The organism is Clostridium chromiireducens, assembly GCF_002029255.1.
Classification (GTDB): Bacteria; Bacillota; Clostridia; order Clostridiales; family Clostridiaceae; genus Clostridium; species Clostridium chromiireducens.
On sequence record NZ_MZGT01000019.1, the window covers coordinates 40,818 to 65,016 of the forward strand.

A 24,199-nucleotide genomic window follows, 5' to 3' on the forward strand; every position below is an offset into this window, starting at 1 on the left:
ACTGATTAAACTTCTACTTTCGTTTTACTCTCAACAACTTCATTAATTATCTCTACTCTTTTTTCACCTAAAACATTGGCTATTTTGTTTGACATGCTTTTTTCCTTATAAATAGCATCTCTATTTGCATCAACTATTTTCATGATTCTTTCTTCCATTTTTTCATATGAAATTAAATCATCATGATATGTATCTACAATATCCTTTAAACATGTTGCTAACTCTCTTGGGTTTCTATAAACTGCTCTCATTTTTTACTCCTTAATACTAAAAAATAAATTTTATCTCATGTCCTTCTTTTTCACTACTTTCCTCTTTCCATCGTTAAGCAGAGAAATTTCTGACTTTAGATAGGCTCAACTAAGCTCAGCTGGAGTGATTAACACCATCTGATAAGTTTCACTTATAAAAGACTTCTTTATAATTTATATTATTACCTATTTATATGAATTTAGTAAATAAGTTTTGCTTTATTATATCATTAAATACAGTAAAATTCTAGATTCCAAAACAAAGGCTACCTTAAAATTATAATTTTTAAGATAACCTATAAAATTACTTTGAAACTATTGCAATAATTATTTAATACTAATAGTAAAATCATTAGGAACTATCATCACAATACATTTAGCACGTTTAACAACATTTGTTGTTACTGATCCTATAATTCTATTTAAACCTCTTTTAGTAGATCTAGTCATAACGATTACACCTATATTTTCTTCATTTGCCTTCTTCACAATTTCATCTCCAGGATATCCAAAGGTAAAATACGTCTCAACCTTGTAATCTTTCATTTTTTCTTTTGCAGCTTCTAAAATTTCTTCACCCAATTCTTGAGCTAATTTTATTTCATCAGCAACTATCATTTCATTAATTAGTACTAATTCTTTGACATTCATTATTGTGATTTCAATTGTATCCTCGGGAAATATCTCTTTTACAAAATCCAAAGAATGCATACTTCTCTCTGTCCCATCTATCGGTATTAACACTTTCCTTTTATTCATATATACTCCCCCTTAAAATTCTCATTGTTATAGTATTCTACAACGTATTAATAATATCCTCTATTTTCTTATTTATTACATAGATAATTTTTCACTAAATTTACTTATTTAAATTTTATAAATTCACTTAATTTTTAAGCCCATTTTTTAAAGTTTAATCTAAAAATAATTAGTGTATACCTATATCTAAAAATTTAGATATAGGTATACACTATTCTTTACTTCTACTCAATAATTTCGCCGTTTCTTGAAATTGTCACTACTTGCCAAGGAATCATCTTTTCACTTGCCTTCAATGCATTTTTAACTGCGTTTTCTATTCCTCCACAACAAGGCACTTCCATTCTTACAACTGTAACACTTTTTATTTCATTCATATTCAAAATCGTTGTTAACTTTTCTGAATAATCACCTTCATCTAGTTTTGGACATCCTATTAATGTAATTCTATTTTTAATAAATTTGTTATGAAAATCTCCATATGCATAAGCTGTACAATCAGCCGCAATAAGTAAATTTGCATTATTAAAATACGCTGCATTTGGAGAAACAAGTTTAATTTGTACTGGCCATTGATTTAACTGAGATACTACTTCATCTGAATTTGTTTGTTTTTTTACTTCAATTTTATTATGATTCTTTAACATTTGGGCTTGTGAGCCAGGACATCCAAATGATATATTTTCGTTCTTTTTCATTTCAATCTTTTGTTGCTCCATTTTTCTCTTCTCCATATTTATTTTTACAGCTTCCTCATCATAAGGATCTGCTTCGCGCTCCTCAAAAGTAATTGCCCCAGTCACGCATGAAGGAAGGCAATCACCAAGTCCATCACAATAATCATCACGTAATAACTTTGCTTTTCCATCTATAATTCCAATAGCACCCTCATGGCAGGCACTCGCACAAAGCCCACATCCGTTGCATTTTTCTTCATCTATTTTAATAACCCTTCTTATCATAAAACTCTCCTCCTACACTAAATCTTCACCATATTTTAATATTAGTCATACATTATTAACTTAAATAATGTATTCTAGTAAATTACTCACTTTATGTATTCATTATAATTGAATACTAATAATAAATCCGTTTCATTTGATACAAATCCAAAAGAACCTTTGTAATTTATTGATTGTTAAAATAAAAAGTTGTTTCAATTAGAAAATATCTTTGAAACAACTCTGTTAATCTTATATTATATTTAACTTTATAATAACATATATTAAATTTCAGAATCAAGCTTTATAAATAAATATATCATATAGATACTCAAATTGCATATTTGGCTTGTAATTAAAGTAACTACCCATACTTATTAACTTTGAGTGTATCACTTTATTAGAAATAAGTAACATATTGTGTTTCGGTAAGTTATGCTTAAGTCTAAGTTACATGCCGTTTATCTACGTTGTTACTTAATTATATGAATTTTAAAGTATAGTTAAGTTTTTCATGCTGAAATCTAAGATTTTAGCTGAGTGAGTTAAAGCCCCTACAGATATATAATCTACTCCTATTTCTGCTATTTCTCTTATATTACTTAATTCCACATTTCCTGAAAACTCAGTTAGAGCTCTTCCCTCTATCATTTCCACTGCTTTTCTAGCTATATCTAAAGTCATGTTATCAAGCATTATGATGTCAGCTTCTGCCTCTAATGCTTCTTTTACCATTTCAATACTTTCCGTTTCTACCTCTATCTTTCTAACAAACGAAGAATTTTGCCTTGCAAGAAGCACAGCATTTTTTATTCCACCTGCTGCACTTATATGATTATCTTTAAGCATAATTCCATCAGATAGATTAAATCTGTGATTACAGCCTCCACCAACTTTTACTGAATATTTTTCTAGAATTCTAAGATTTGGTGTTGTTTTTCTTGTGTCTAATAGTTTTGTGCTTGTATGGCTCATCTCCTGAACAAATCTATTTGTTAATGTTGCTATCCCACTCATTCTCTGCAATAAATTTAATGCTATTCTTTCACCAATCAACAAGTTCCTTGTATTACCTTTTAAAAAACCAATTTTTTCTTTTGCATATACCTTATCACCATCATTTTTATAAATCTCTATCTCAACATTCCCCAATATATCAAATACTCTTCTAAATACTTCTAAACCTGCAACAATTCCATCTTCTTTGCATAATAGTTCAACTGTAGCAGTACTCTTTTCATCTATAATTGAATTTGTTGTTATATCTTCATTTGGTGCATCTTCGATAAGTGCATCCCGTATTATCTTATCTACAACTAAGTAGTTGATCATCTAACTTTCCTCCCCATTCCTGTATAACCCCTGTTACCAAATTTCTATTTTCATAGACCATTTCTTCTATGGATTTATTTAATTGTTCCACAGTAGAAACTTCTATTTCTTGTTTATCCACAGTACTGTTTATTAAATGTGCAGCCCTTCTGGAAAATACAAGCCCTTCAAGTAATGAATTACTTGCTAGTCTATTGGCACCATGTATTCCTGTGCAGCTTGTCTCTCCTACCGCATATAAATTTTTCATGGATGTTTGTGAGTTAATATTAACCTTTATTCCTCCCATAAAAAAGTGCTGAGCTGGAGATACTTTAATATACTCTTTTGTTATATTAGTTCCTCTTCTTAAACATTCCTCATAAATTGTTGAAAATCTATTCTTTATATAATCTTCACCTAAAAATCTTATATCTAAGTATACATATGGTGTCTCAGTTTCTTTTATTTGTTCATAAACAGCTTTTGAAACCACGTCTCTAGGTAAAAGTTCGTTTACAAATCTCTTACTATTAATATTAGTTAAGATTCCGCCTTCCCCTCTTAAGGATTCTGATATTAAAAATCTTCTTTCATTTCTTCCTTCTTCATAAAATGCTGTCGGATGAATTTGAATGTAATTAACATCCTTAAGTTCTATGTTGTGTTTTATTGCTGTTGCAATTCCATCTCCGGTTAATATTTTTTGATTTGTTGAGTTATTAAATAATCCACCTATTCCCCCAGTGGCAAGCACTACAGTTTTTGCATAAACATTTATCTGCTCGTTCTCTTTAATTAATATAGCCCCAATACATTTATTATCTTTTTCTATAATATCTACAAAAAAAGTATCTTCATAGACATGTATATTATCTTTTTGCTTTATTTTTTCAATTAGAATTTTTGCTGTACTTTCTCCTGTATTGTCTTTAGTATGAACTATTCTACTTATAGAATGAGCACCTTCTTTTGTGAAATTAAGACTACCATCTTCATTCCTATCAAATTCAAGTCCCATTTCTATCAAATTATTTATGTTATATACAGATTCAGCTGCTAAAACATTAACAGCTTCCAAATCATTTTCATACTTACCTGCTTTTAAAGTATCACTAACAAATAAAGGTATATCGTCTATACCTTTAGCCATAGATATTCCACCTTGCGCTAAATAAGTATTGCTGCAATTTAACTTATCTTTACATACAATTAAAATATTTAAATCGTCCCTTAAATTTAACCCACAATAAAGACCTGACACTCCTGAACCTACTATTAATACATCAACAAACCTGTTCATTGTTATTACCTAAATGTCTTTCGCATCTTCAGATGCTAATATGTGCATATTTTCCAATGATTTCAAAGCTTTTTTTCTAATATCTTCATTTAAAATCATTTCATTTTTTCCATTCAATAGAGCATCATATAAATTTTCAAGAGTTGTCTTTTTCATATCCTGGCAACATATTTTATCTCCAGGGATAAAGAAATCTTTATTAGGATTTTTCTTTTTCAATTCATGTAAAATTCCTTCTTCTGTTGCTATAATAAATTCATTTCCATCATTTTTAGTTGCATAATCTATAATTCCACTTGTACTTCCTACATAATCAGCAATATCTCTAATTTCTTTTGTACACTCTGGATGCACCAATACTTTCGCACCTTTGTGTTTTTCTTTTTCTTTTAATATATCTTCTCTGCTTATTTTATTATGACATCTGCAAAAACCATCCCATAATATAAATTCTTTTTCAGGAAAGAATTCTGAAATATATTCTCCTAAATTTCTATCTGGTAAAAACATTATTTGTTTACTAGGTACATTTTTTAATATCTTTAGTGCACTTGAAGATGTTACAGCTAAATCACAATGTGCTTTTACATTAGCTGTCGAATTTATGTAGCATACAACATAAGCTTCTGGATACTTTTCCTTTAATTCTAATAAGGCCTTACCACTAGCCATATCTGCCATAGAACATCCTGCACTCGCACATGGCATCAGAACAGTTTTATGCGGCGATAGTATCTTCGCACTTTCTGCCATAAATCTAACTCCACAAAACATTATAGTTTCTTCGGTGCAATCTCTAGCTACTTCACTTAAATAATAAGAATCCCCCACATAATCTGCTAATTCTTGTACAAATCCTGGCTGGTAATAATGAGCAAGAATAACCGCATTCTTTTCTTTTTTCAATTTTAATATTTCTTTAACTAAATCTGCCCCCATATTTACACTTCTTTCTTTTATTATTTACAGGTGTATATACACCTGTAAATATAATTATATCACATAATTTCTCCTATTCAATAACAATGATAATAAACATATAATAGAACAAGGCAATATCTACTTTTTATCCAGCTAAAGTTCTTTAATGCCCTCGTGCAATAAAAAAGTTACTTTCAAATAATATTGAAAGTAACTACATATTATTATCTTAAATTTTCCATCATATTACTTAATTGATCTACAATATATACAGAATCCTGAATATTTAGTGTTACTGCTTCCATAGCTTTTGCTTGTTCCTTAGTTGTATCAAGAGTTATTTTAGAATTTTTGATAGTCCCTTGAACTGATTCCTGAATCTTAATTGTTAAATCAGAAATACTCTTTGCTGTTTCTTTTGAATTCTCCGCTAAATTTTTTATCTCTTTTGCAACAACCGAGAATCCCTTTCCTACTTCACCAGCACGTGCGGCTTCAATTGATGCATTAAGCCCTAACATTTTTGTTTGAGCTGCAAGGCTCTTTATAGAATCAAGTATTGCATTAATCTTTTCAGTAATCTCTCCTACTTGACTTATTTCACCATTTAATTCCTCTTGCTGAGATGTAATATTAGTTGCAGAAGCTGAAAGTTCTTCTATTGTAGCAGATACCTGCATAAAATTATTGCTTAATTTTTTCGTTAAAATATCTAAATTTAATTCATTATGACCATTTTTAGCAAGGGAGTTTACAACTAAAAACAATACACTTGCTGCTGCTTCAATATGTTTCATATCTACCCTGCCAACTTCATTAGCTGCGCTAACAAATGAATTAGGATCAACATTTATTTCTTTAGCTATTTGGATAACATTACTTTCTTTAGGGGCTTCGGTTAACATTTGCCCTCCTAGAACAGTTCCAATTAGTCTTCCTTCTATAATTATTGGTGCGGCAAAATCTACTAATCCAGCGTGACATAAACCTACATAAGGTTTTCCGGTTCTTGCTGCTTCTTCTCCCATCCTCTTATGAGATGCTGCACATCTATCATCTCCAATTTTAGTTGAATGAACGAATTTATCACAAAAAGTGGTATAAGAACTTGGATTAGTTACCGGATTCCCATCTTTATCTACAGTTACGCTCGCGCAATTCATAGCGAAAGCAAAATCATCCTGAAACTTCTGCAATAACTTAATATCAATTATATCTTTTATTTCCAAAGCCTCCATATCAAGTTCATTATTCTCTAATAATTTTATCATGAAAATCCCCCTCATTTTTTGTCTGTAAATAGACTTACGGTTATGCAAATATCAAAATGTCTAGAAATCTATGCTAAATTATAACATTTCTCTATAAATATCGACTTATTTCCATTCTACTTAAGATTTATTTTTTATAATTTATATGATTATTAACGGAATATATAAAATATTTTCTTTTAAAAATATTTTAATTTGTATATTGACATAAAATAACTGTCATTGTATTATTGTATTAACAACCTAGTACAGTAACACAATGATAAAATTTATGAAGGAGTGAGACTATGTCATGGAATTTTAATGACGATAGACCAATTTACGTGCAGCTTATGGAACAAATTCAACTTAGAATAGTTTCAGGCATATATAAGGCGGGGGATAAATTACCCTCAGTTAGAGAGATGGCAGCTGATGCAGCTGTAAATCCTAATACAATGCAAAAAGCATTAACTGAATTAGAACGAACAGGTTTAGTATTTAGTCAAAGAACAAGTGGTAGATTCATTACGGAGGATATTAGTATGATAAAAGATATAAGAAACGGTTTAGCAAAAGAGCAAATCGAAAAATTTCTCTTCAATATGGAGAAAATAGGTTATACAAAACAAGAGACAATACAACTTATAGAAGTTATATCAAAGGAGATGAAATAATGAGTAATGTTGACAATAAAATCTTGTATAATTCTAATGAAACTGATACAATCTCTGCTTATAAAAATGACAGCCTGGATAATAGCCCTATTTTAGAATGTAAAAATTTATTTAAAACTTATGCTAATGCTGAAGCCTTAAAAGGTATAAATTTAACAGTTAATCGAGGAAGAATTGTTGGGCTTTTAGGACCTAATGGCAGCGGGAAAAGTACGCTTATAAAACTTGCAAATGGCCTTTTAACTCCATCAAGTGGAGAAATTCTAATAGCAGGAAATAAACCTGGTGTAGAAACAAAAAAGATTGTATCTTACTTACCAGAAAGAACTTATCTAAATGATTGGATGAAAGTTTCTGATATTATTAATTTCTTTAAAGATTTTTATGATAATTTCAATCCTGAGAGAGCATATAACATGTTGGCAAAATTAAATATCAATCCTAATGATAAATTAAAAACTATGTCAAAAGGAACAAAAGAGAAAGTTCAACTCATCTTGGTTATGAGTAGAGAGGCAGATTTATATTTACTAGATGAGCCTATAGCAGGTGTAGATCCAGCAGCTAGAGATTATATTTTAAATACAATCATAACTAATTATAACGAAAATGCTACTATTATTATCTCTACTCATCTTATTTCGGATATTGAAAGAATATTAGATGATGTAGTATTCATTTCTTATGGAAATATATTCTTAACTAAAAGTGTTGATGAAATTAGAGAAAGTGAAGGAAAGAGCGTTGATGCTCTATTTAGGGAGGTATTTAGATGTTAGGAAAATTGATGAAATATGAGATAAAAGCTACTGGTAGAATACTAATACCACTTTATATAGCATTATTAGCCTTTGCCATTATAAATAAAATCTTTATTGGAACTGGTTTTTCAAATAAACTTGACGGCTTTGGTGGAATACCATTTATTCTAAGTATCTTTGGATATGGCTGTACTATGGCTGCTGTGTTTATAGTAACTTTTTTTGTAGTAATACAAAGATTTTATAAGAACCTACTTGGAGATGAAGGCTATTTAATGAATACTCTTCCTGTAACTACTATTACCAATATTATAAGCAAACTTTCAATTGCGACTTTTTGGAATATAATAAGCGGGATCATCGCAGTGCTTTCAATAATCATCATGGCATTTGATCCTAGTGGATTTGCCAGATTCTTTTCTGAACTTTCTCATGGCTTTTCAGAAGCTTATACGGAGTTTGGAGGACAAATTTTTATTGTAATACTTGAAGGTCTTATTGCTATCTTGGTTCAATTCATTAAATTTATTACTATGATTTATGCATCAATATCAATTGGTCACTTATTTAGCAAGCATAGAATTCTTTCAGCTTTTGGCGCTTTCATAGTATTAAATTTAATTACAACAGCAATTTCATCAATTGTAGGCATCACTTTTTCATTAAGTAATTGGAATCCATTTAATAATATTCACTCTTTCGGTCCAGTTCATTTACTTTTAATAGGTGTAATTATTATTAACTTAATATTCTTTGCTGCCTATTTTATAATAACTCACTATATATTGAAGAATAAATTAAACTTAGAATAGGTAAATTGATTAGTAAATCCATTGAAAAATAAAAAACTCCCGACTATAGATATTAAATCATTGTCGGGAGTTAATTTTAATTGTCCATAAATCTTGATAAGAATTCGCGAGTACGCTTATTTTTAGGATTATTAAATATAACTTTAGGGGTGTCATCTTCAACAATAACTCCCTTTTCCATAAATACTGTTCTAGTAGATACATCTCTTGCAAATGCCATTTCGTGGGTTACTATAATCATAGTCATCCCTTCACTTGCAAGTTCACGCATAACTGCTAAAACTTCTCCTACCATTTCTGGGTCTAGAGCACTAGTTGGCTCATCAAATAACAAGACTTCCGGCTCCATAGCAAGTGCACGAGCGATTGCTACTCTTTGCTTTTGCCCTCCAGAAAGTTGATGAGGCTTTGCATTTATGTATGGGGCCATTCCCACCTTTTTCAAATACTTCATTGCAATATTATTTGCATAATCCTTGTCTTTCTTTAATACTTTAGTAACTCCAATCATGCAGTTATCAAGTACTGTCATATTACTAAATAAATTAAACTGTTGGAATACCATTCCAACTTTTGCCCTGTAGCTAGTTATTTCTTTACGTTTACTTAATATATTCTCTTTGTCATGTAATATTTCACCTGAAGTAGGGGTCTCTAGCATATTGATACATCTAAGAAGGGTTGATTTTCCTGATCCTGATGCTCCAATAATACAAACTACATCTCCTTGATTTATTTTAAAATCAATATCTTTTAAAACTTCGTTATTTCCAAAAGTTTTTCCTAAATGGTTGATTTCTAATATAGGAGAATTGCCATTCACATTTTCGATAGCTTCCATTATTGTTTCCCTCCCTTGATTTTAATAGTTGAACTATTTTCAGTAATTTCTCCTGACATATAATCACTTGTTACTAATTTATAGCTATCCGGCCCGTCCATTTTCTTCTCTATAAAACGTAATAAGCGAGAAACAGCCAAATTCATAACAAAATAAATTACACATATTATAAAGAATACTTCAAAGTATTTGTAATAAGCACCTGCAGCTGACTTACCTGCGAAGTATAGCTCTGTTACAGATATTACGTTCAATACAGATGTATCCTTAATATTGATAATTAGGTTATTACCTATTTGAGGCATAATATTCCTCAATGTTTGAGGAAGTACTATATATAGCATAGTTTGAAAATGTGTCATTCCAATTGCCTTTGCACCCTCGGTCTGCCCCGGATCAATTGACGCTATACCACCACGAACAGTCTCTGCCATATATGCTCCTGTATTAATTGAAACAACTAACAATCCTGCTGCCAATGGAGACATATCAATGCCGAATACCTCCATAGCACCATAAAATATAACCATAGATTGTACAATCATTGGTGTGCCTCTAAAGAATTCTACATAAGCGGTCAATATCCATTGCACACCTTTTAAAAGACCACTTTTAATTTTATTAGCTTCAGGATTTACCTCAATAGTTCTTACTATACCTACCAAAAAACCAATAATACACCCGGCTATCGTACCAATCACAGCAATTAAAAGTGTATATAATGCTCCTTGTATAAATAAAGTGCCATACTGTTGTAAAAGATACCAAACCCATTGAAAAAATCCCTCTGGTAAATTTGATGTCATATTATTTTCCACCTCACCAAAAATATATTTTACCATTTGAAATATCTAATTAAAAAAGGAGGCTAATACATATAAACCTCCTCTTTATTTATTATTAGTATTATTTTGATAATGGTTGAACTTTTATAGCCTCTTCCATCATTTTATTACGTTCTTCTTCTGAAATTTCTGAAAGTGCTTTATTTATCTTGTCAGTTAATTCTTTGTTTCCTTTTTTAATCGCAATTCCCATGTTAACATCTTCATCAGAAGCTTTAAATCCTTTATCACCTTGTAAATCAAGCATAACTAAATCTGGATTCGAGTAAGCTGCTGCCATAGCTGTTGGCTTATCTACTGCAACAACATTTACCTTTCCTGATGAAAGTGCAACTATTAATGATGGAACTGTATCCATAGCAGGCTGAATATTAGCATCTGGAATTTGCTTTAACATGTCATACCAAACTGTATTTAATTGAGATGTACAAATTGCTCCCTTTAAATCTGCAATGCTTTTTGCATTTTCATAAGCAGTACCTTTCTTAGTAAGAGCCACAATATTAGCTTTATAGTATGGATCAGAAAAATCTACAGTTTGCAAACGTTCAGCTGTGATACTTTGACCTGCTATTGAGACATCAATTTTTCCTGAATTTACTCCCGGAACTAATCCATCCCATTCCATTTTATTTATTTCGACTGTGTAACCTATTTTGTCAGCAATTTTTTTAGCCATCATAACATCATAACCATTGGCATATTCATTGCTTCCTTTAATTTTAACTGCTCCATTAGCATCATCTGTTTGTGTATAATTGAATGGCGCATATGCAGCTTCCATTCCTACACGTAGCACTTTTTCATTACTTGCATTCTTAGAACCACAACCTGCTAATACACCAACAGTTGCAACACATAAGACCCCAGCAATTATTTTTTTTAATCTTTTCATAATGTATCCCCCTATATTTAATTTTCTAAAAAAATAAGTCAACCTTCCTTAATAAAGTTGACCCCATTGTCAATAACAAGCATTTCTATACTGAATTATACTCGCAGCCTATATCGTTGTCAATTAAAATACTTTTGGTTGATTTTACTAAGCATTTGTTAAAATATTCATCAATACATTAATAATATATCAACAAAACCGCTTTGTTCTTATTTCAGTAAAAGTGATATATTTTTAATTTTTATATTAAAAAATTAAAAATATTGACATAACTCCAGTTATATTAGATAATTATATGTGAAATAATAGATAGATAACTAAGATAGAGGCGCGAAATTTAAAAGTAGTATTGCGGAGGTAAGCTTGATGATGTGATACGAAAGGATCTTTCGCCGAAGTAAATAGTTAATTGCTTTAATACTATTTGCTGGGCTTATGTAAAATATGCATAAGACTGTCACGAATTATTTTGTGGAGAGCTATTTTCAATGTAATTATACGATGGTTTATAATATTTTTTATAGAATATATAATTTTCGTATTTATGTCATGAGTATGCTCTCATGGCTTTTTTTATTTTTATAATGTTTATATTATCTTAGTTGCTTACCTATGGAATTATAAAACCATACTGGAGGAGAAAAAATGGGTGAACAAAATAACGAATTAAAAAGAAGCTTAAAAGCAAGACATTTGAATATGATTGCTATAGGCGGATCTATCGGTACTGGTATATTTCTTGCTATGGGTGATACTTTACATCAGGCTGGACCTGGTGGTGCACTTGTAGCTTATGCATTAGTCGGAATAATGGTGTATTTTTTAATGACAAGCTTAGGGGAGATGGCAACTCATATGCCTATTCCAGGATCTTTTAGTTCCTATGCTAATAAATTTATTGATCCTGCACTTGGGTTTGCACTTGGATGGAATTATTGGTATAACTGGGCAATAACAATAGCAGCTGAAATGGTTGCTGGTTCTTTGTTGATGAAATACTGGTTCCCAAATGTAAACGCGCTATATTGGAGTATATTGTTTTTAGCAATTATAGTAGGATTAAACATTTTATCATCAAAAGCATATGGTGAATCAGAATACTGGTTTGCTGGAATTAAAGTTGTTACTGTTCTTGTATTTATTGTAATTGGTGTTTTAATGATCGTAGGAATAATGGGCGGAGAACAAATAGGATTCAATAACTTCACTCTAGAAGATGGGCCTTTCCATGGAGGAATTACGTCTATATTCTCTATATTCTTAATCGCTGGTTTTTCATTCCAAGGTACAGAACTTATAGGAATTGCTGCTGGTGAGAGTGAAGATTCTGAGAAAAATATACCTAAAGCTATAAAATCAATATTTTGGAGAATATTAATATTTTACTTAGGAACAATAATTGTTTTAGGCGCAATAATACCATTTACTGAAGCTAGTCTTGATACCAGCCCATTTACAATGGTATTTGAAAGAGCTGGTATAGCAGGTGCTGCTTCATTGATAAATGCGATTATATTAACTTCTGTATTATCTGCTGGTAATTCTGGTATGTATGCATCAAGTAGAATGCTTTATGCGATGGCTAAAGAAGGTATGGCACCTAAAGTTTTTGCTAAAACAAATGAAAGAGGCGTGCCTGTAAATGCTGTACTTTTAACTACATTAATTGCTTCTGCCTGCTTTTTAACAGGTTTATATGCAGAAAGTACCGTTTACGTTTGGTTAGTTGCGGCATCTGGTCTTGCTGGATTTATTGCCTGGGTAGGGATAGCAATATGTCATTACAGATTTAGAAAAGCATATGTTCACCAAGGTAAAGACTTAAATGACTTAAAATATAAGGCTAGCTTATATCCATTTGGTCCTATATTAGCATTATTAATGTGTATTATTATAATAATAGGTCAAGGATATTCATATATTACTCCTGAGGCGATTGATTGGAATGGATTAATTGCAGCATATATAGGCCTTCCTTTATTTATAATATTATACATAGGTTATAAGGTTAAATACAAAACTAAAGTTATTCCTTTAGATGATGTTGACGTAAGTTATTCTAATAAAAAATCTGCATAAATATATAATTTTTGTATGTGTATATATCCAAGCAAAAATTATATTCCATAATAACAAAAAAATGAGAGTACCAAAATAGCTTTGGTTACTCTCATTTTTTTATATAGGCTATTCATTAATTATATAAGGTACGGTAATAATTACTACATTTCTCATCTTTAATATAGCTCTTCGAAGTAGAATCGATGTTTGATTATGAAGAGCTTGATGCCACCATTTATGTATAATAAATTGAGGCATTACTACTGTTATAACTTCATGGGTTTTTAGCTGTTTATGTTTCTCTTCCACATAAGCAAGCAATTTTTCATTGACATTCCTATATGGTGCATTCTCTATTATGAGTGGCGCTCTTATTCCTAATCTATTATATTTTTCAATTAATTTTTTAGTTATCTCTTCATCTGTACTCACGTGATAAACCTCTATATTTTCTCCAACTGTTAAAGCATAATTTAAACTCTTAATAAAAGATTTATTTATTGTTTGGACCGGAACAATAACATATTTAGTTATAGCTTCCCTTACAATTAAACTTTCTAAATCTGTTTCAATTCTTAAATTTTCCCTAACTTTTGTATAATGCCTTCTAACCCTAAGCATTCCTACTACTAAGATTGGTATACATATAAGTACAACCCATGCACCATGTTTAAATTTCTCAATTCCGATTATTATGCATGTTACTGCGGTAACTGTGGCTCCTAATCCGTTTATAAAAGCTTTATGCCTCCAATTTCCTTCTCTGCTCTTTGTCCATTTCTTAAACATCCCAAACTGTGATAAAGTAAATGATATAAATACACCTACTGCATATAGTGATAAAAGCACATGTGTACTACCATTAGCAATATATACTAAAATTGAAGATGCTAAAAATAATAATACTATGCCATTAGAAAAACTTAATCTAGTTCCTCTTTTTCCAAGCTGCCTTGGAACATATCCATCTTTAGCTAATATTGATAGTAACAAAGGTAAATCAGAAAACGCAGTGTTAGCTGCAAGTGTTAAAATAATAGCAGTTGTAGCTTGTACAAAGAAAAACATTAGGCTATTTTGGCCGAAAACTTGAATAGCTATTTGCGCTATTACTGTAATATCTTGCCCTGGCGATGCCTTATACATAGTTGATAGGTATGATATCCCACCAAATATAACAAAGACAATACAAGCAAGAGTACCTAATACAATCTTAGCATTCTTTTGGGATGGATTTTTAAAATTTGGTATTCCATCACTTACTGCTTCTATTCCTGTTAACGCAGTACATCCTGAGGAAAAGGCTTTTAAAAATAATAATAAAGTCAAATCTCCCGTAGATTGCGGTATTGTATATAATTCTACCGGATTTTCTTTTAGCACCAAAACTTTAAAAATTCCTGTTATTATCATAATCATTATTGAAAATATAAATAAATATGTTGGTACCCCGAATAACTTTGATGAATCCCTTATTCCTCTCAAATTACCTAGAGTAATTAACCCTATTACTAAAATAGCTATTAGTGCCTGATGTGGTAATAAAGCTGGAATTGCAGATGTAATGGCAGCAGCTCCTGCACAAGTGCTAACAGCTACAGTTAAGAGATAATCTATTATTAAAGATGATGCAGCAACAAGGCCAGGCAATTTACCTATATTTTGACTCGCAACAATGTAAGATCCTCCTCCATGAGGAAAGCTATCGATTATTTGCCTATACGAAAATACAATTATCCCTAATAGTATCGTAATGGAAATAGCTATTTCTATCATTGATGCATACGCACGCATACCAAGTACAGGTATAAGGACTAGTAATATTTCTTCACTAGCATAAGCCACTGATGAAATAGCATCGCTCGATAATATCGGAAGACCCCACAAAACATTAAACTTTTCTTCTGCTAATTCAGTAGTTTTAAGAGCCCTTCCTATTAATAGTGATTGAATTTTTTTAAACATAGTTATTCCCCCATAATATTTAAAACTAACCTCATATTATAAAATCACTACCTAATAATAAAAATGAATGTATTTTCCTTTTATAGTAAGTATTACAATAATACAGATTATATTCTTATTAATGTTTATTGTAAATATCTCAGTGGATCACTAATACGTTTTCATTCGAATTTATTTTCCGACTTTTTTTCTATGGTTTGCCTAATGCTTTGTATTATTCTATTCTAAACTTACTTCTTAAATAATTATTGAATAAATTTTTAATAAAATAAAAATACCTTTAGGCATTTCTTACATTTAGAAATACCTAAAGGTTATATTTATTGTTAATTCAAATTATATGAATTTTTAAATTTAGAATTCTATTTTAAGAACATTGCCATATCATCTTCAACATTTGTGATTCCACCTATACCAAAGCTTTCTACTAAAACTTTAGCTACATTTGGTGAAAGGAATGCTGGAAGTGTTGGTCCTAGGTGAATATTCTTTACTCCTAAGTATAATAGTGATAAAAGAACTATTACAGCTTTTTGTTCATACCATGCAATATTAAATGCTATTGGTAATTCATTTATATCTTCAAGGGCAAATACTTCTTTAAGTTTCAATGCAATTACTGCTAGTGAATAAGAATCATTACATTGTCCTGCATCTAAAACTCTTGGGATTCCACCAATATCTCCCAAATCTAATTTGTTATATTTATATTTTGCACAACCTGCTGTTAATATAACAGTATCTTTTGGAAGAGCTGCTGCAAAGTCTGTGTAGTATGATCTAGCTTTTTGTCTACCATCACATCCTGCCATAACAAAGAATTTCTTTATAGCTCCAGTTTTCACTGCTTCTACTACTTTATCAGCTAATGCTAACACTTGATTGTGAGCAAATCCACCAACGATTTCTCCTTCTTCTATTTGAGTCGGAACTGCACATTTTTTAGCTTGTTCAATAATTGCTGAGAAATCTTTCTTTCCGTTTTCATCGGCAGCAATGTGAGTACATCCTTCAAATCCTGCTGCACCTGTAGTGTACATTCTATCTATATATCCATCCTTTTCAGTTGGAGGCACTATACAGTTAGTAGTCATAAGGATTGGTCCATTAAAGCTTGCAAATTCTTCTTTTTGCTTCCACCATGCATTTCCATAGTTTCCTACTAAATGAGAATATTTCTTTAATTGTGGATAGTAATGAGCTGGTAACATTTCAGAGTGAGTATAAACATCTACTCCTGTTCCTTCTGTTTGAATTAATAATTGTTCTATATCTTTTAAGTCATGACCTGATACTAATATTCCTGGATTCTTACCTACTCCAATATTAACCTTAGTTATTTCTGGGTTACCGTAGCTTTCTGTATTAGCTTTATCTAATAAAGCCATTCCATCAACACCAAACTTACCTGTTTCCAAAGTTAATCCAATATATTCTTCTACTGACACTTTATTATTAGCAGTTTGTGATAATGCTTTTTGCATGAATGCACAGATATTTTCATCTTCATATCCTAAAGCATTTGCATGTTTCATGTATGCAGATAATCCTTTTAATCCATAAGTGATAAGCTCTCTTAAGCTTCTGATATCTTCGTTTTGAGTAGATAATACTCCAACTGATCCAGCTTTAGCTTCCATCTCGCTTCTAGTCTCCGCTTTCCATAAAGCAGCTTCACTTAACTCTTCCTTATTACCTAATTTTGCTAATAATTCTTCTTTTAAGTTTAAAGTTTCTTGTATTCTTCCAAAGAATATTTCATTATCAAAGTTAGCATTAGTTATAGTAGTGAAAAGATTCATAGTTACCATTGTATTGATAGCTTTTGATACTTCTATTCCTTCTTCTCTAGCACTAGTTGCTACTTCTGATAATCCTCTAGTTGTATATATTAATAAGTCTTGTAGCTTAGCAAGTTCTGGAGTCTTACCACATACCCCTTTTACAGTACAGCCTGTACATCCTGCTGCTTCTTGACATTGAAAACAAAACATTTTATTATCCATATTAAAATCTCCTCCACACACTTAATTTTTATTAAATAAATTTTTATTAATTTCTATATCAGTTAGGTACATTCCCTCGAATCACCTTATGAACCTATTTTACATTGAAATCATAAAATACTCTGTTTCATTTGTTACGATTAATAAATCTTTTGGAATTATTTTTATAAATACATAAAAATAACCTAGAATTCATGTATACTCTAAGTCATCACAAGTTAAAGTTGTTATGATGGACTAAAAGTAAAGCAATGATCAACCGAAATAGAATACATATATGTTCCACAGGGCTATGAAAAATCTCACTGGGTATATCTAAATAGAAAGTTGCACCACTCCTGCATGTTCCTGCGACAAGCGCATGACAAGCAAGAGTGGAACAACTTCCTATTAAGATATACCAGCAGCTTATTTTTCAATGCCTGCTCCACATATATGTATTCTATTTCTTTGTATTACGCTTAATTTAACTATCTTACAAATATTTCCCACTCAATTATAAGCTTGTTATTATAAGAGTACAAACTTTATTAGTGATTGTAAATAATCTCTATCAAAGGTATTACTAATCTGAGAAATAAAAAAATATTTGCATTAATATATTCTTATCTTAAACTTACTACCAAACAAAGAACGGGACTATATGTTTTTACGGAGTGTTCATAAGAAGATTTTGCTGGCCGTTATTCCAGATTATAAGTTGTTCCAAATGTGCTTGTTCAAAAGCGTAGTCTTTGAAGCAAGCATTTTGGATGCAACTTATAATCTTAGAATAACCCAGCAAAATCTTCTAGGAACCGGAGTAAACACATATATTCCCGTTCGATTGTCTTGCAGTAAACTTAAATTGTCCTATACTGCAAGTATTTTTATATTTCAGATGATTCGCAATACCTTTAATTCTAGCAGAAATGTATTCCACTCCAATAAATGCGTTCTTTAATGATAGTTTTCTCTGGGAATTCTATTCCCTCTAGAGCCCATTTTTTATATTCTTCAAATCCAACTCTATCAATGATATATCCTATATGCTCTTTACCTCCTGGTGCATCTTTATCTATATATTCTTCAACGAATTTATAAGTATTTAAAATTATTTTAGTGATACTTTGTTCATCTGCCCAGATTAAGAAGTCTTCAGCAAGACGTGGATTTTTCTTACCTGATCTACCCATAAGGACTAACTTATAATATTTTTCCTTACTTCTTGTCCACGCACTCGTTGGACAAGAAATTACGCATTCACCACATCCAATACACTTTTCTTCATTTCTTACAACTTTATAATTTATAAATTCAAGTGCACCTACTGATTTTTTCTTACAAGCCTTTACACAAGCTCCGCAACTTACACATCTATTGATGTCATATTGTGGTTCTGTCATTCCTATTATACCAAAGTCATGTGTTCTTGCTTTTATGCAATCATTAGGACATCCTGTTAATGCTACTTTAAAATGTAAGTCATTTGGGAAGATAGCTTTTTCTATTCTCATAGCAAAGTCTGATGTATTGTAATTTGCATAGGGACAAACATTGTTACCTACGCATGCTGCTACATTTCTAGTTCCAGCTGCTGTATATCCTTTTCCAGGAATCTCTTGATTTATATCTAATTTTTCAATAATAGGCTGTAATAATTCATTTACCTTATCCATGTCTTCAAACTTTATGCCAGGTACTTCAAAACCTTGACGTGTTGTTATATGAACTGTACCATTTCCGTACTTTTGTGCAATCTCTTGTATTTTCCCAAGTAAATCTGCATCCATATGTCCACCTGGGATCCTAATTCTAGAAGCAGTTATTCCTCTTACTTTAGTAACCCTAAAAGCATTTTTTTTGATTTTTTTAGTATTTAAATCCATTGACTTAACTCCTCCTAATCTATTAGAGATTTACCTTTTGAGTAGTTGAAAACAGGTCCATCTAAGCAAATGTATGTATCATCTATTTTACAATGTCCACATTTACCAATTCCACAGCACATTTTTCTTTCTTGTGAGATCCAAACATTGTTTTCTTCTATTCCACGTTTCAAAAATTCTGCTACTGTAAATTTCATCATGATAGGAGGTCCTACCACGACAACTACTGCATTTTTAATATCTTTAATTTGAAGTTCAGGTATGTATTTTGTAACCATTCCAACGTTACCTTCATATCCTTCTTCTGCACCATCTACTGTTAGAATAAGATTAATATTCTTTTTCCACTCTTCAATATCATCTTTAAACAAAATATCCTTTGGTGATTTAAAACCTGCAATTAATGTGAAGTCTTTTGCATCCGATGAATTTTTAGAGAAATAATCTACTATTCCTTTAACTGGTGAAAGTCCAGTTCCTCCGGCAACAACAACTACTTCTTTGTCTTTGTAGTTTTCAATCTCGAATCCATTTCCATACGGTCCTCTTAAAAATAATTTATCCCCAACATAGTTATTAAATATTTCATTAGTAACTTTACCAACTCTTCTTATAGTTAAGTCAACAGTACCTTCCCCTATACCACTTACCGAAATAGGCGCCTCGCCAAACTTTGGAAGAGATACTTCAAAGAATTGTCCTGGTTTTACATCACCGTTAAATTCCATACGAAAAGTGTATTCTATTTCTGTATGTTTAATTACTTCTTTAATTTCTGATAAAAAAGGAATATATTCATTTTTACTCATTGTCTGCCACCTCTTTCATACCATCTTTTAATTTATTCACGCAGTTAGAGAACGATATATATTCTGGGCAGATATCATCACATCTTCCACATCCAACACACATGTGGTATCCCCATTTCTTTTTGTAATCATATACCTTATGTAATACCTTAAAACGCATACGTTGTCCTTTATCTAATCTAAAGCTATGTCCTCCAGCCATATCTGTATACCCGTCTACATGGCAAGATGCCCATACTCTTCGTCTTTCACCAGCTTTACCATTATCAGTATAGAAAATATCCTGCATCGTGAAGCAAGTACATGTAGGACAGACAAAGTTACATCTTCCGCAAGCAATACAACGAGCACTGTATTCTTTCCACATTTCTGATTTCATAACATCTAAAGAAAGATTATCTGGTATAGAAACCTTTACACTATTTTCAGTTACATAGTCTGGTTTAACATCTAAAGTTTCATCATTTCTAAATATACTTTCTAAAGCCTCATCTTTAACATCTACATATACATTATCGCCATCTACTTTTAAGTATGCATTATATTCATCATTTTTATTTGTTTCCATACTTACACAAAAACAATTTTCAAACGAGTTTTCACACCCCATTAAAATAAACTTTGCATTTTCTCTTACTCTCTTATAATAATAATCTTCTTGTCCATTTCTTAAATAAATATCATCCATACGTTTTACTGCATGTAAATCACAACTTCTTAAGAAAATAATAGCACCTTTTTTAGGAGCATCTGCTTCCTTTATAGAATCCTCTGTGAAGTAGAAAAGTGTTTGGGAAATAGGAAGTAATACTTCTTTATATGAATATTCCGCTTTTTTATCAAAAACAATTTCATCTATTGCATTTATTTCACCATAACGAATTCTATCTGTATCTGAAAAAGTACCTTGTCCTTCGAATGTCTTAGGGGCATATATTACATATTCTTTTGATAAATCTTTAATTATATCATTTATGTTTTTCTTACTTAATTTATATCCCATTTTCCTTCTCCTTTACTTCTTTTTTGAAATTATATAGTAAGGCAATGCTAAAAATATAGCTCCACCAATCATATTTCCGAGTGTTACTACTCCTATGTTATACACGTATCCCATAATACTTACACTAGCAGTACCTGGATTAAATAATCCAATTGTTAAAAGTGTCATGTTAGCTACACTGTGTTCAAAACCTGATGTTATGAATGCAAATAAACACCAAAATATCATAATAAGTTTAGCCGATTCACTCTTTAATTTAAAACTGCACCATGTAGCTAAACATACTAATATATTACAGAATATTCCACGCATTAATAATGGCCAAAATGGTATGCTCATTTTAGTCGCTGACGTCTTTGCAATAAATTCTCCTACGGGTCCTGCTGAAAGGCCTGTACAATAAAACATATATCCTGCAATGATAGATCCAACCAAATTTCCTATAAAACAAACTATCCAAATATTAATAGTGTCTGTCCATTTTACCTCGCCCTTTAAAGAAGCGGCTGTCATAATAAAATTATTTCCTGTAAAAAGTTCTGATCCCGCCATTATTACTAAACTAAGTGCTACACCAAAGGATACCCCCATAACTATTTTAGTTGCAGGTGATCCACTGCCGCCTAATAATCCTCCAATTGTGAATATAAGCATAATTCCCATACCTACATAAAGACCTGCAAGCATTGAACTTATGAAATATCCTAGTTTATTTGTCTTTAATAAATTAACTTTTGCCTTCGCTGCCATAATTACACTGTTAAATTCTTCACAAAACATACTATAAATTCCCCTTTCATATATACGTTTACTAATATATTTATTATAAATTATTAATAAATAAAGCACCGTGATATAAATCACGGCGCTTTAAAAAAATCTGATAATTTTTCTTGGCTAATAACTTTTATTTTTTTATTCTCATATTCAATCAAATTTTCATTCAAAAGTATTTTTAGTGATCTAGATATAGTTTCTCTTTTAGACCCTAATAAATCTGCAAGATAGGTAACACTAATGTTCATATTGATGATTACACCACTATCAGATTCGACACCATAATCCTTACTTAATTTCCAGAGTTTCGCAGCAAGTCTTTTCTCCATACGTATTACACCTGTTGCATTTTTCAACTGCCTGTATAACCTTCTAACCTTCATAGCTAAGGAGCCCATAATATTTTTAGTTAGATTAAAATCCCCCTCCATAAGTTTTAAAAAAGCGTTCTTATCGTAGCTTAAGATTTTTGCATCCTCAAATATCTCACAATTAATAGATGTAGGCAAATCTTGTATTATAACATCGTTAATCATCTTTCCCTTGCCTAGTATAAATATTACACGTTTTTGACCACTTTCATTTAACTTATATAATGATACATTTCCACTCATAACAACATACAAAGTATTAACGTTCTCTTTATCTCTAAAAATATGACTTCCTACTTTATAATTTTTTGTTTCTCCCAAATTAATAAGTTTTTCTAAAGTTATATTTGATAGACTATTAAAAATTTCTAAATCCCCTAACTGTTCCTTTGTAATATTCTTCATTATGCACCTACATTTTATAATATATTTTAATCAAATAACTCTGCTTCTAATTCTTCAATCTTTAAAATCTTAATTACATTTCTATCAAATTCAATATATTCTAAATCTCTAAGATTCATCAGTTCTCTAGATAAAGATGGTCTTGGAATTCCTAAAGACGATGCAATTTCTTCTTTACTCTCCTTTAGTTTAATAGTTTCACTCTTTTGCATCTTTACCTGCTCTAAAATATAATTAATTACTTTATGTTTAATACTTTTAAAAGCTATTGTTTTTATTTTAGAATTTAACATGAGTATTTTATTACTTAATGCAGCCATAAAATTCCCTAAAACTCTTTCATCTCTTGTACACAATTTCAATATATCTGCTCTACTTATAAATAGTATGCTGCATTCACTGAAAGCTATAACAGTTGAAGGGTAATTAGATTTCTTGGAAAAAACTAGCGCTTCACCAAATACATCACCATTACTTAATCGTTTTAAAATAATTTGTTTTCCACTTAGATATATTCTTTGAATTTCAACTACTCCCTCTAAGACAAATCCTAAACTACTGCATTTATCTTCCTCATTAGCTATTATTTCTCCCTTTTTATAGGATTTTATCGAATAGGAAGTATTATAAATAAGATTCTTAATTTCTTCAGTTGTAATATCTTTAAAAAATTCATTTCCTTCTAGTTTACATATTATATCTTCCATAAAATCGTTCCTCCAAAATTACAAATTTAAAGGATTCTGTCCATAAATTTATCCTATTCCTCAATTTTATACTTATTATATCATTTACATACAACATAAAACAATTTGAATATTTCTACTAATTATATTATTAATACTTATTTTTATTAGCGCATTTTATCTCATATATAATAAAGAGACAAAACTTATCAGCCTTGCCTCTCCGTCTAACTAATTTATTCCAATATCTCTAATAATTCATCCAAATGTTTTTTTAATGCTATAGCATTTTCAAGTGGCATGTTAACTTTACACATTATTTCATGTGGCACTTCTGTTATATCATCTTTTAAAGCTCTTCCCTTTTCAGTCAACTCTACGATTACAACTCTATCGTCATTTACATCCCTATGTCTTGTTAGTAATCCCATGCTTTCTATTTTTTTTAACAATGGGGTTAAAGTACCTGAATCTAAGTGCAGCCTTTTACCTATATCCTTAACCGTGCTTTTTTCATCCTCCCACAATACAAGCATTGCAACATATTGCGTATATGTAAGATTGAATTTATCAAGAATAGGCTTATATAATTTTATTATTTCTCTTGATGCTGCATATAAAGAAAAACAAATTTGATTATCTAATTTAATATTCTCATATTCGCATTTTTTCATACTTTAT

At 30.7% G+C, this 24,199-nt stretch carries 23 protein-coding genes and 1 riboswitch; of the genes, 4 read left to right on the plus strand and 19 right to left on the minus strand.

Going from position 1 to position 24,199, the window contains the following annotated elements; translation table 11 throughout:
* Positions 1 to 5 precede the first annotated feature (5 nt).
* The 7 genes from CLCHR_RS08590 to CLCHR_RS08620 form a co-directional block, all read right to left on the minus strand.
* Entirely contained in the window at positions 6 to 251 is a 246-nt protein-coding gene (locus CLCHR_RS08590; RefSeq protein WP_079439294.1) for a TIGR04540 family protein, read from the minus strand.
* Between the two features lie 327 nt (positions 252 to 578).
* Positions 579 to 1,010 (minus strand): universal stress protein, encoded by a 432-nt coding sequence (locus CLCHR_RS08595; RefSeq protein WP_079439295.1) that lies wholly within the window; start codon positions 1,008 to 1,010, stop codon positions 579 to 581.
* Between the two features lie 224 nt (positions 1,011 to 1,234).
* Positions 1,235 to 1,972 carry an ATP-binding protein gene (locus CLCHR_RS08600; RefSeq protein WP_079439296.1) on the minus strand — a complete coding sequence of 246 codons (738 nt, stop codon included), beginning with the start codon at positions 1,970 to 1,972 and terminating at the stop codon, positions 1,235 to 1,237.
* A 471-nt stretch (positions 1,973 to 2,443) separates the two neighbouring features.
* Positions 2,444 to 3,280 (minus strand): carboxylating nicotinate-nucleotide diphosphorylase, encoded by an 837-nt coding sequence (gene nadC / locus CLCHR_RS08605; RefSeq protein WP_341456890.1) that lies wholly within the window; start codon positions 3,278 to 3,280, stop codon positions 2,444 to 2,446.
* Positions 3,258 to 4,565: an L-aspartate oxidase gene (locus CLCHR_RS08610; protein ID WP_079439298.1), complete on the minus strand. Its 1,308-nt coding sequence runs from the start codon at positions 4,563 to 4,565 to the stop codon at positions 3,258 to 3,260. Before CLCHR_RS08610 ends, nadC begins: the two co-directional genes overlap by 23 nt.
* 9 nt (positions 4,566 to 4,574) lie before the next feature.
* Positions 4,575 to 5,504, minus strand: coding sequence for a quinolinate synthase NadA (nadA, locus tag CLCHR_RS08615; protein ID WP_079439299.1), 930 nt, complete (start codon positions 5,502 to 5,504; stop codon positions 4,575 to 4,577).
* A 206-nt stretch (positions 5,505 to 5,710) separates the two neighbouring features.
* Positions 5,711 to 6,757 (minus strand): PocR ligand-binding domain-containing protein, encoded by a 1,047-nt coding sequence (locus CLCHR_RS08620; RefSeq protein WP_079439300.1) that lies wholly within the window; start codon positions 6,755 to 6,757, stop codon positions 5,711 to 5,713.
* A 287-nt stretch (positions 6,758 to 7,044) separates the two neighbouring features.
* Between CLCHR_RS08620 and CLCHR_RS08625 the strand changes: the two genes are divergently transcribed.
* From CLCHR_RS08625 to CLCHR_RS08635, 3 genes are all read left to right on the plus strand, one after another.
* On the plus strand, positions 7,045 to 7,413 hold the full coding sequence (locus CLCHR_RS08625) for a GntR family transcriptional regulator (protein ID WP_079439301.1): 369 nt from the start codon (positions 7,045 to 7,047) through the stop codon (positions 7,411 to 7,413).
* Positions 7,414 to 7,487: 74 nt separating this feature from the next.
* Positions 7,488 to 8,192: an ABC transporter ATP-binding protein gene (locus tag CLCHR_RS08630; protein ID WP_169896780.1), complete on the plus strand. Its 705-nt coding sequence runs from the start codon at positions 7,488 to 7,490 to the stop codon at positions 8,190 to 8,192.
* Positions 8,186 to 8,986, plus strand: coding sequence for an ABC transporter permease (locus CLCHR_RS08635; RefSeq protein ID WP_079439303.1), 801 nt, complete (start codon positions 8,186 to 8,188; stop codon positions 8,984 to 8,986). The genes CLCHR_RS08630 and CLCHR_RS08635 overlap by 7 nt, the downstream gene beginning before the upstream one ends.
* A 76-nt stretch (positions 8,987 to 9,062) precedes the next feature.
* Here the strand turns inward: CLCHR_RS08635 and CLCHR_RS08640 are convergent, their stop codons facing one another.
* The 3 genes from CLCHR_RS08640 to CLCHR_RS08650 form a co-directional block, all read right to left on the minus strand.
* Positions 9,063 to 9,827, minus strand: coding sequence for an amino acid ABC transporter ATP-binding protein (locus CLCHR_RS08640; RefSeq protein ID WP_079439304.1), 765 nt, complete (start codon positions 9,825 to 9,827; stop codon positions 9,063 to 9,065).
* Entirely contained in the window at positions 9,827 to 10,633 is an 807-nt protein-coding gene (locus CLCHR_RS08645; protein WP_079439305.1) for an amino acid ABC transporter permease, read from the minus strand. The genes CLCHR_RS08640 and CLCHR_RS08645 overlap by 1 nt, the downstream gene beginning before the upstream one ends.
* A gap of 100 nt (positions 10,634 to 10,733) precedes the next feature.
* Positions 10,734 to 11,567 carry a transporter substrate-binding domain-containing protein gene (locus CLCHR_RS08650; RefSeq protein ID WP_079439306.1) on the minus strand — a complete coding sequence of 278 codons (834 nt, stop codon included), beginning with the start codon at positions 11,565 to 11,567 and terminating at the stop codon, positions 10,734 to 10,736.
* A 315-nt stretch (positions 11,568 to 11,882) separates the two neighbouring features.
* Positions 11,883 to 12,057, plus strand: a riboswitch (Lysine riboswitch).
* Between the two features lie 155 nt (positions 12,058 to 12,212).
* Here CLCHR_RS08650 and CLCHR_RS08655 point away from each other — a divergent pair.
* The gene (locus CLCHR_RS08655; RefSeq protein ID WP_079439307.1) at positions 12,213 to 13,646 is read left to right on the plus strand and encodes an amino acid permease; all 1,434 of its coding nucleotides are present in this window, start codon (positions 12,213 to 12,215) and stop codon (positions 13,644 to 13,646) included.
* A 108-nt stretch (positions 13,647 to 13,754) separates the two neighbouring features.
* Here the strand turns inward: CLCHR_RS08655 and CLCHR_RS08660 are convergent, their stop codons facing one another.
* The 9 genes from CLCHR_RS08660 to CLCHR_RS08700 all read right to left on the minus strand — a co-directional run bounded on the left by CLCHR_RS08660 (position 13,755) and on the right by CLCHR_RS08700 (position 24,192).
* Positions 13,755 to 15,593, minus strand: coding sequence for an APC family permease (locus CLCHR_RS08660; RefSeq protein WP_079439308.1), 1,839 nt, complete (start codon positions 15,591 to 15,593; stop codon positions 13,755 to 13,757).
* A gap of 362 nt (positions 15,594 to 15,955) precedes the next feature.
* A complete protein-coding gene (hcp, locus tag CLCHR_RS08665) occupies positions 15,956 to 17,599 on the minus strand; it encodes a hydroxylamine reductase (protein WP_079439309.1) in 1,644 nt (547 codons plus the stop codon).
* 902 nt (positions 17,600 to 18,501) lie between these two features.
* Positions 18,502 to 19,467 carry a sulfite reductase subunit C gene (asrC, locus tag CLCHR_RS08670; RefSeq protein WP_079439310.1) on the minus strand — a complete coding sequence of 322 codons (966 nt, stop codon included), beginning with the start codon at positions 19,465 to 19,467 and terminating at the stop codon, positions 18,502 to 18,504.
* 14 nt (positions 19,468 to 19,481) lie between these two features.
* Positions 19,482 to 20,276: an anaerobic sulfite reductase subunit AsrB gene (asrB, locus tag CLCHR_RS08675; protein ID WP_079439311.1), complete on the minus strand. Its 795-nt coding sequence runs from the start codon at positions 20,274 to 20,276 to the stop codon at positions 19,482 to 19,484.
* Positions 20,269 to 21,279: an anaerobic sulfite reductase subunit AsrA gene (asrA, locus tag CLCHR_RS08680; RefSeq protein WP_079439312.1), complete on the minus strand. Its 1,011-nt coding sequence runs from the start codon at positions 21,277 to 21,279 to the stop codon at positions 20,269 to 20,271. The genes asrB and asrA overlap by 8 nt, the downstream gene beginning before the upstream one ends.
* 12 nt (positions 21,280 to 21,291) lie before the next feature.
* Complete coding sequence (locus CLCHR_RS08685; RefSeq protein ID WP_079439313.1) at positions 21,292 to 22,059, minus strand: formate/nitrite transporter family protein; 768 nt, start codon at positions 22,057 to 22,059, stop codon at positions 21,292 to 21,294.
* Positions 22,060 to 22,139: 80 nt separating this feature from the next.
* Entirely contained in the window at positions 22,140 to 22,832 is a 693-nt protein-coding gene (locus tag CLCHR_RS08690) for a Crp/Fnr family transcriptional regulator (protein WP_079439314.1), read from the minus strand.
* A gap of 26 nt (positions 22,833 to 22,858) precedes the next feature.
* Entirely contained in the window at positions 22,859 to 23,539 is a 681-nt protein-coding gene (locus CLCHR_RS08695; RefSeq protein WP_079439315.1) for a Crp/Fnr family transcriptional regulator, read from the minus strand.
* A gap of 215 nt (positions 23,540 to 23,754) precedes the next feature.
* Positions 23,755 to 24,192 carry a MarR family winged helix-turn-helix transcriptional regulator gene (locus CLCHR_RS08700; RefSeq protein WP_079439316.1) on the minus strand — a complete coding sequence of 146 codons (438 nt, stop codon included), beginning with the start codon at positions 24,190 to 24,192 and terminating at the stop codon, positions 23,755 to 23,757.
* Between the last annotated feature and the right edge of the window lie 7 nt (positions 24,193 to 24,199).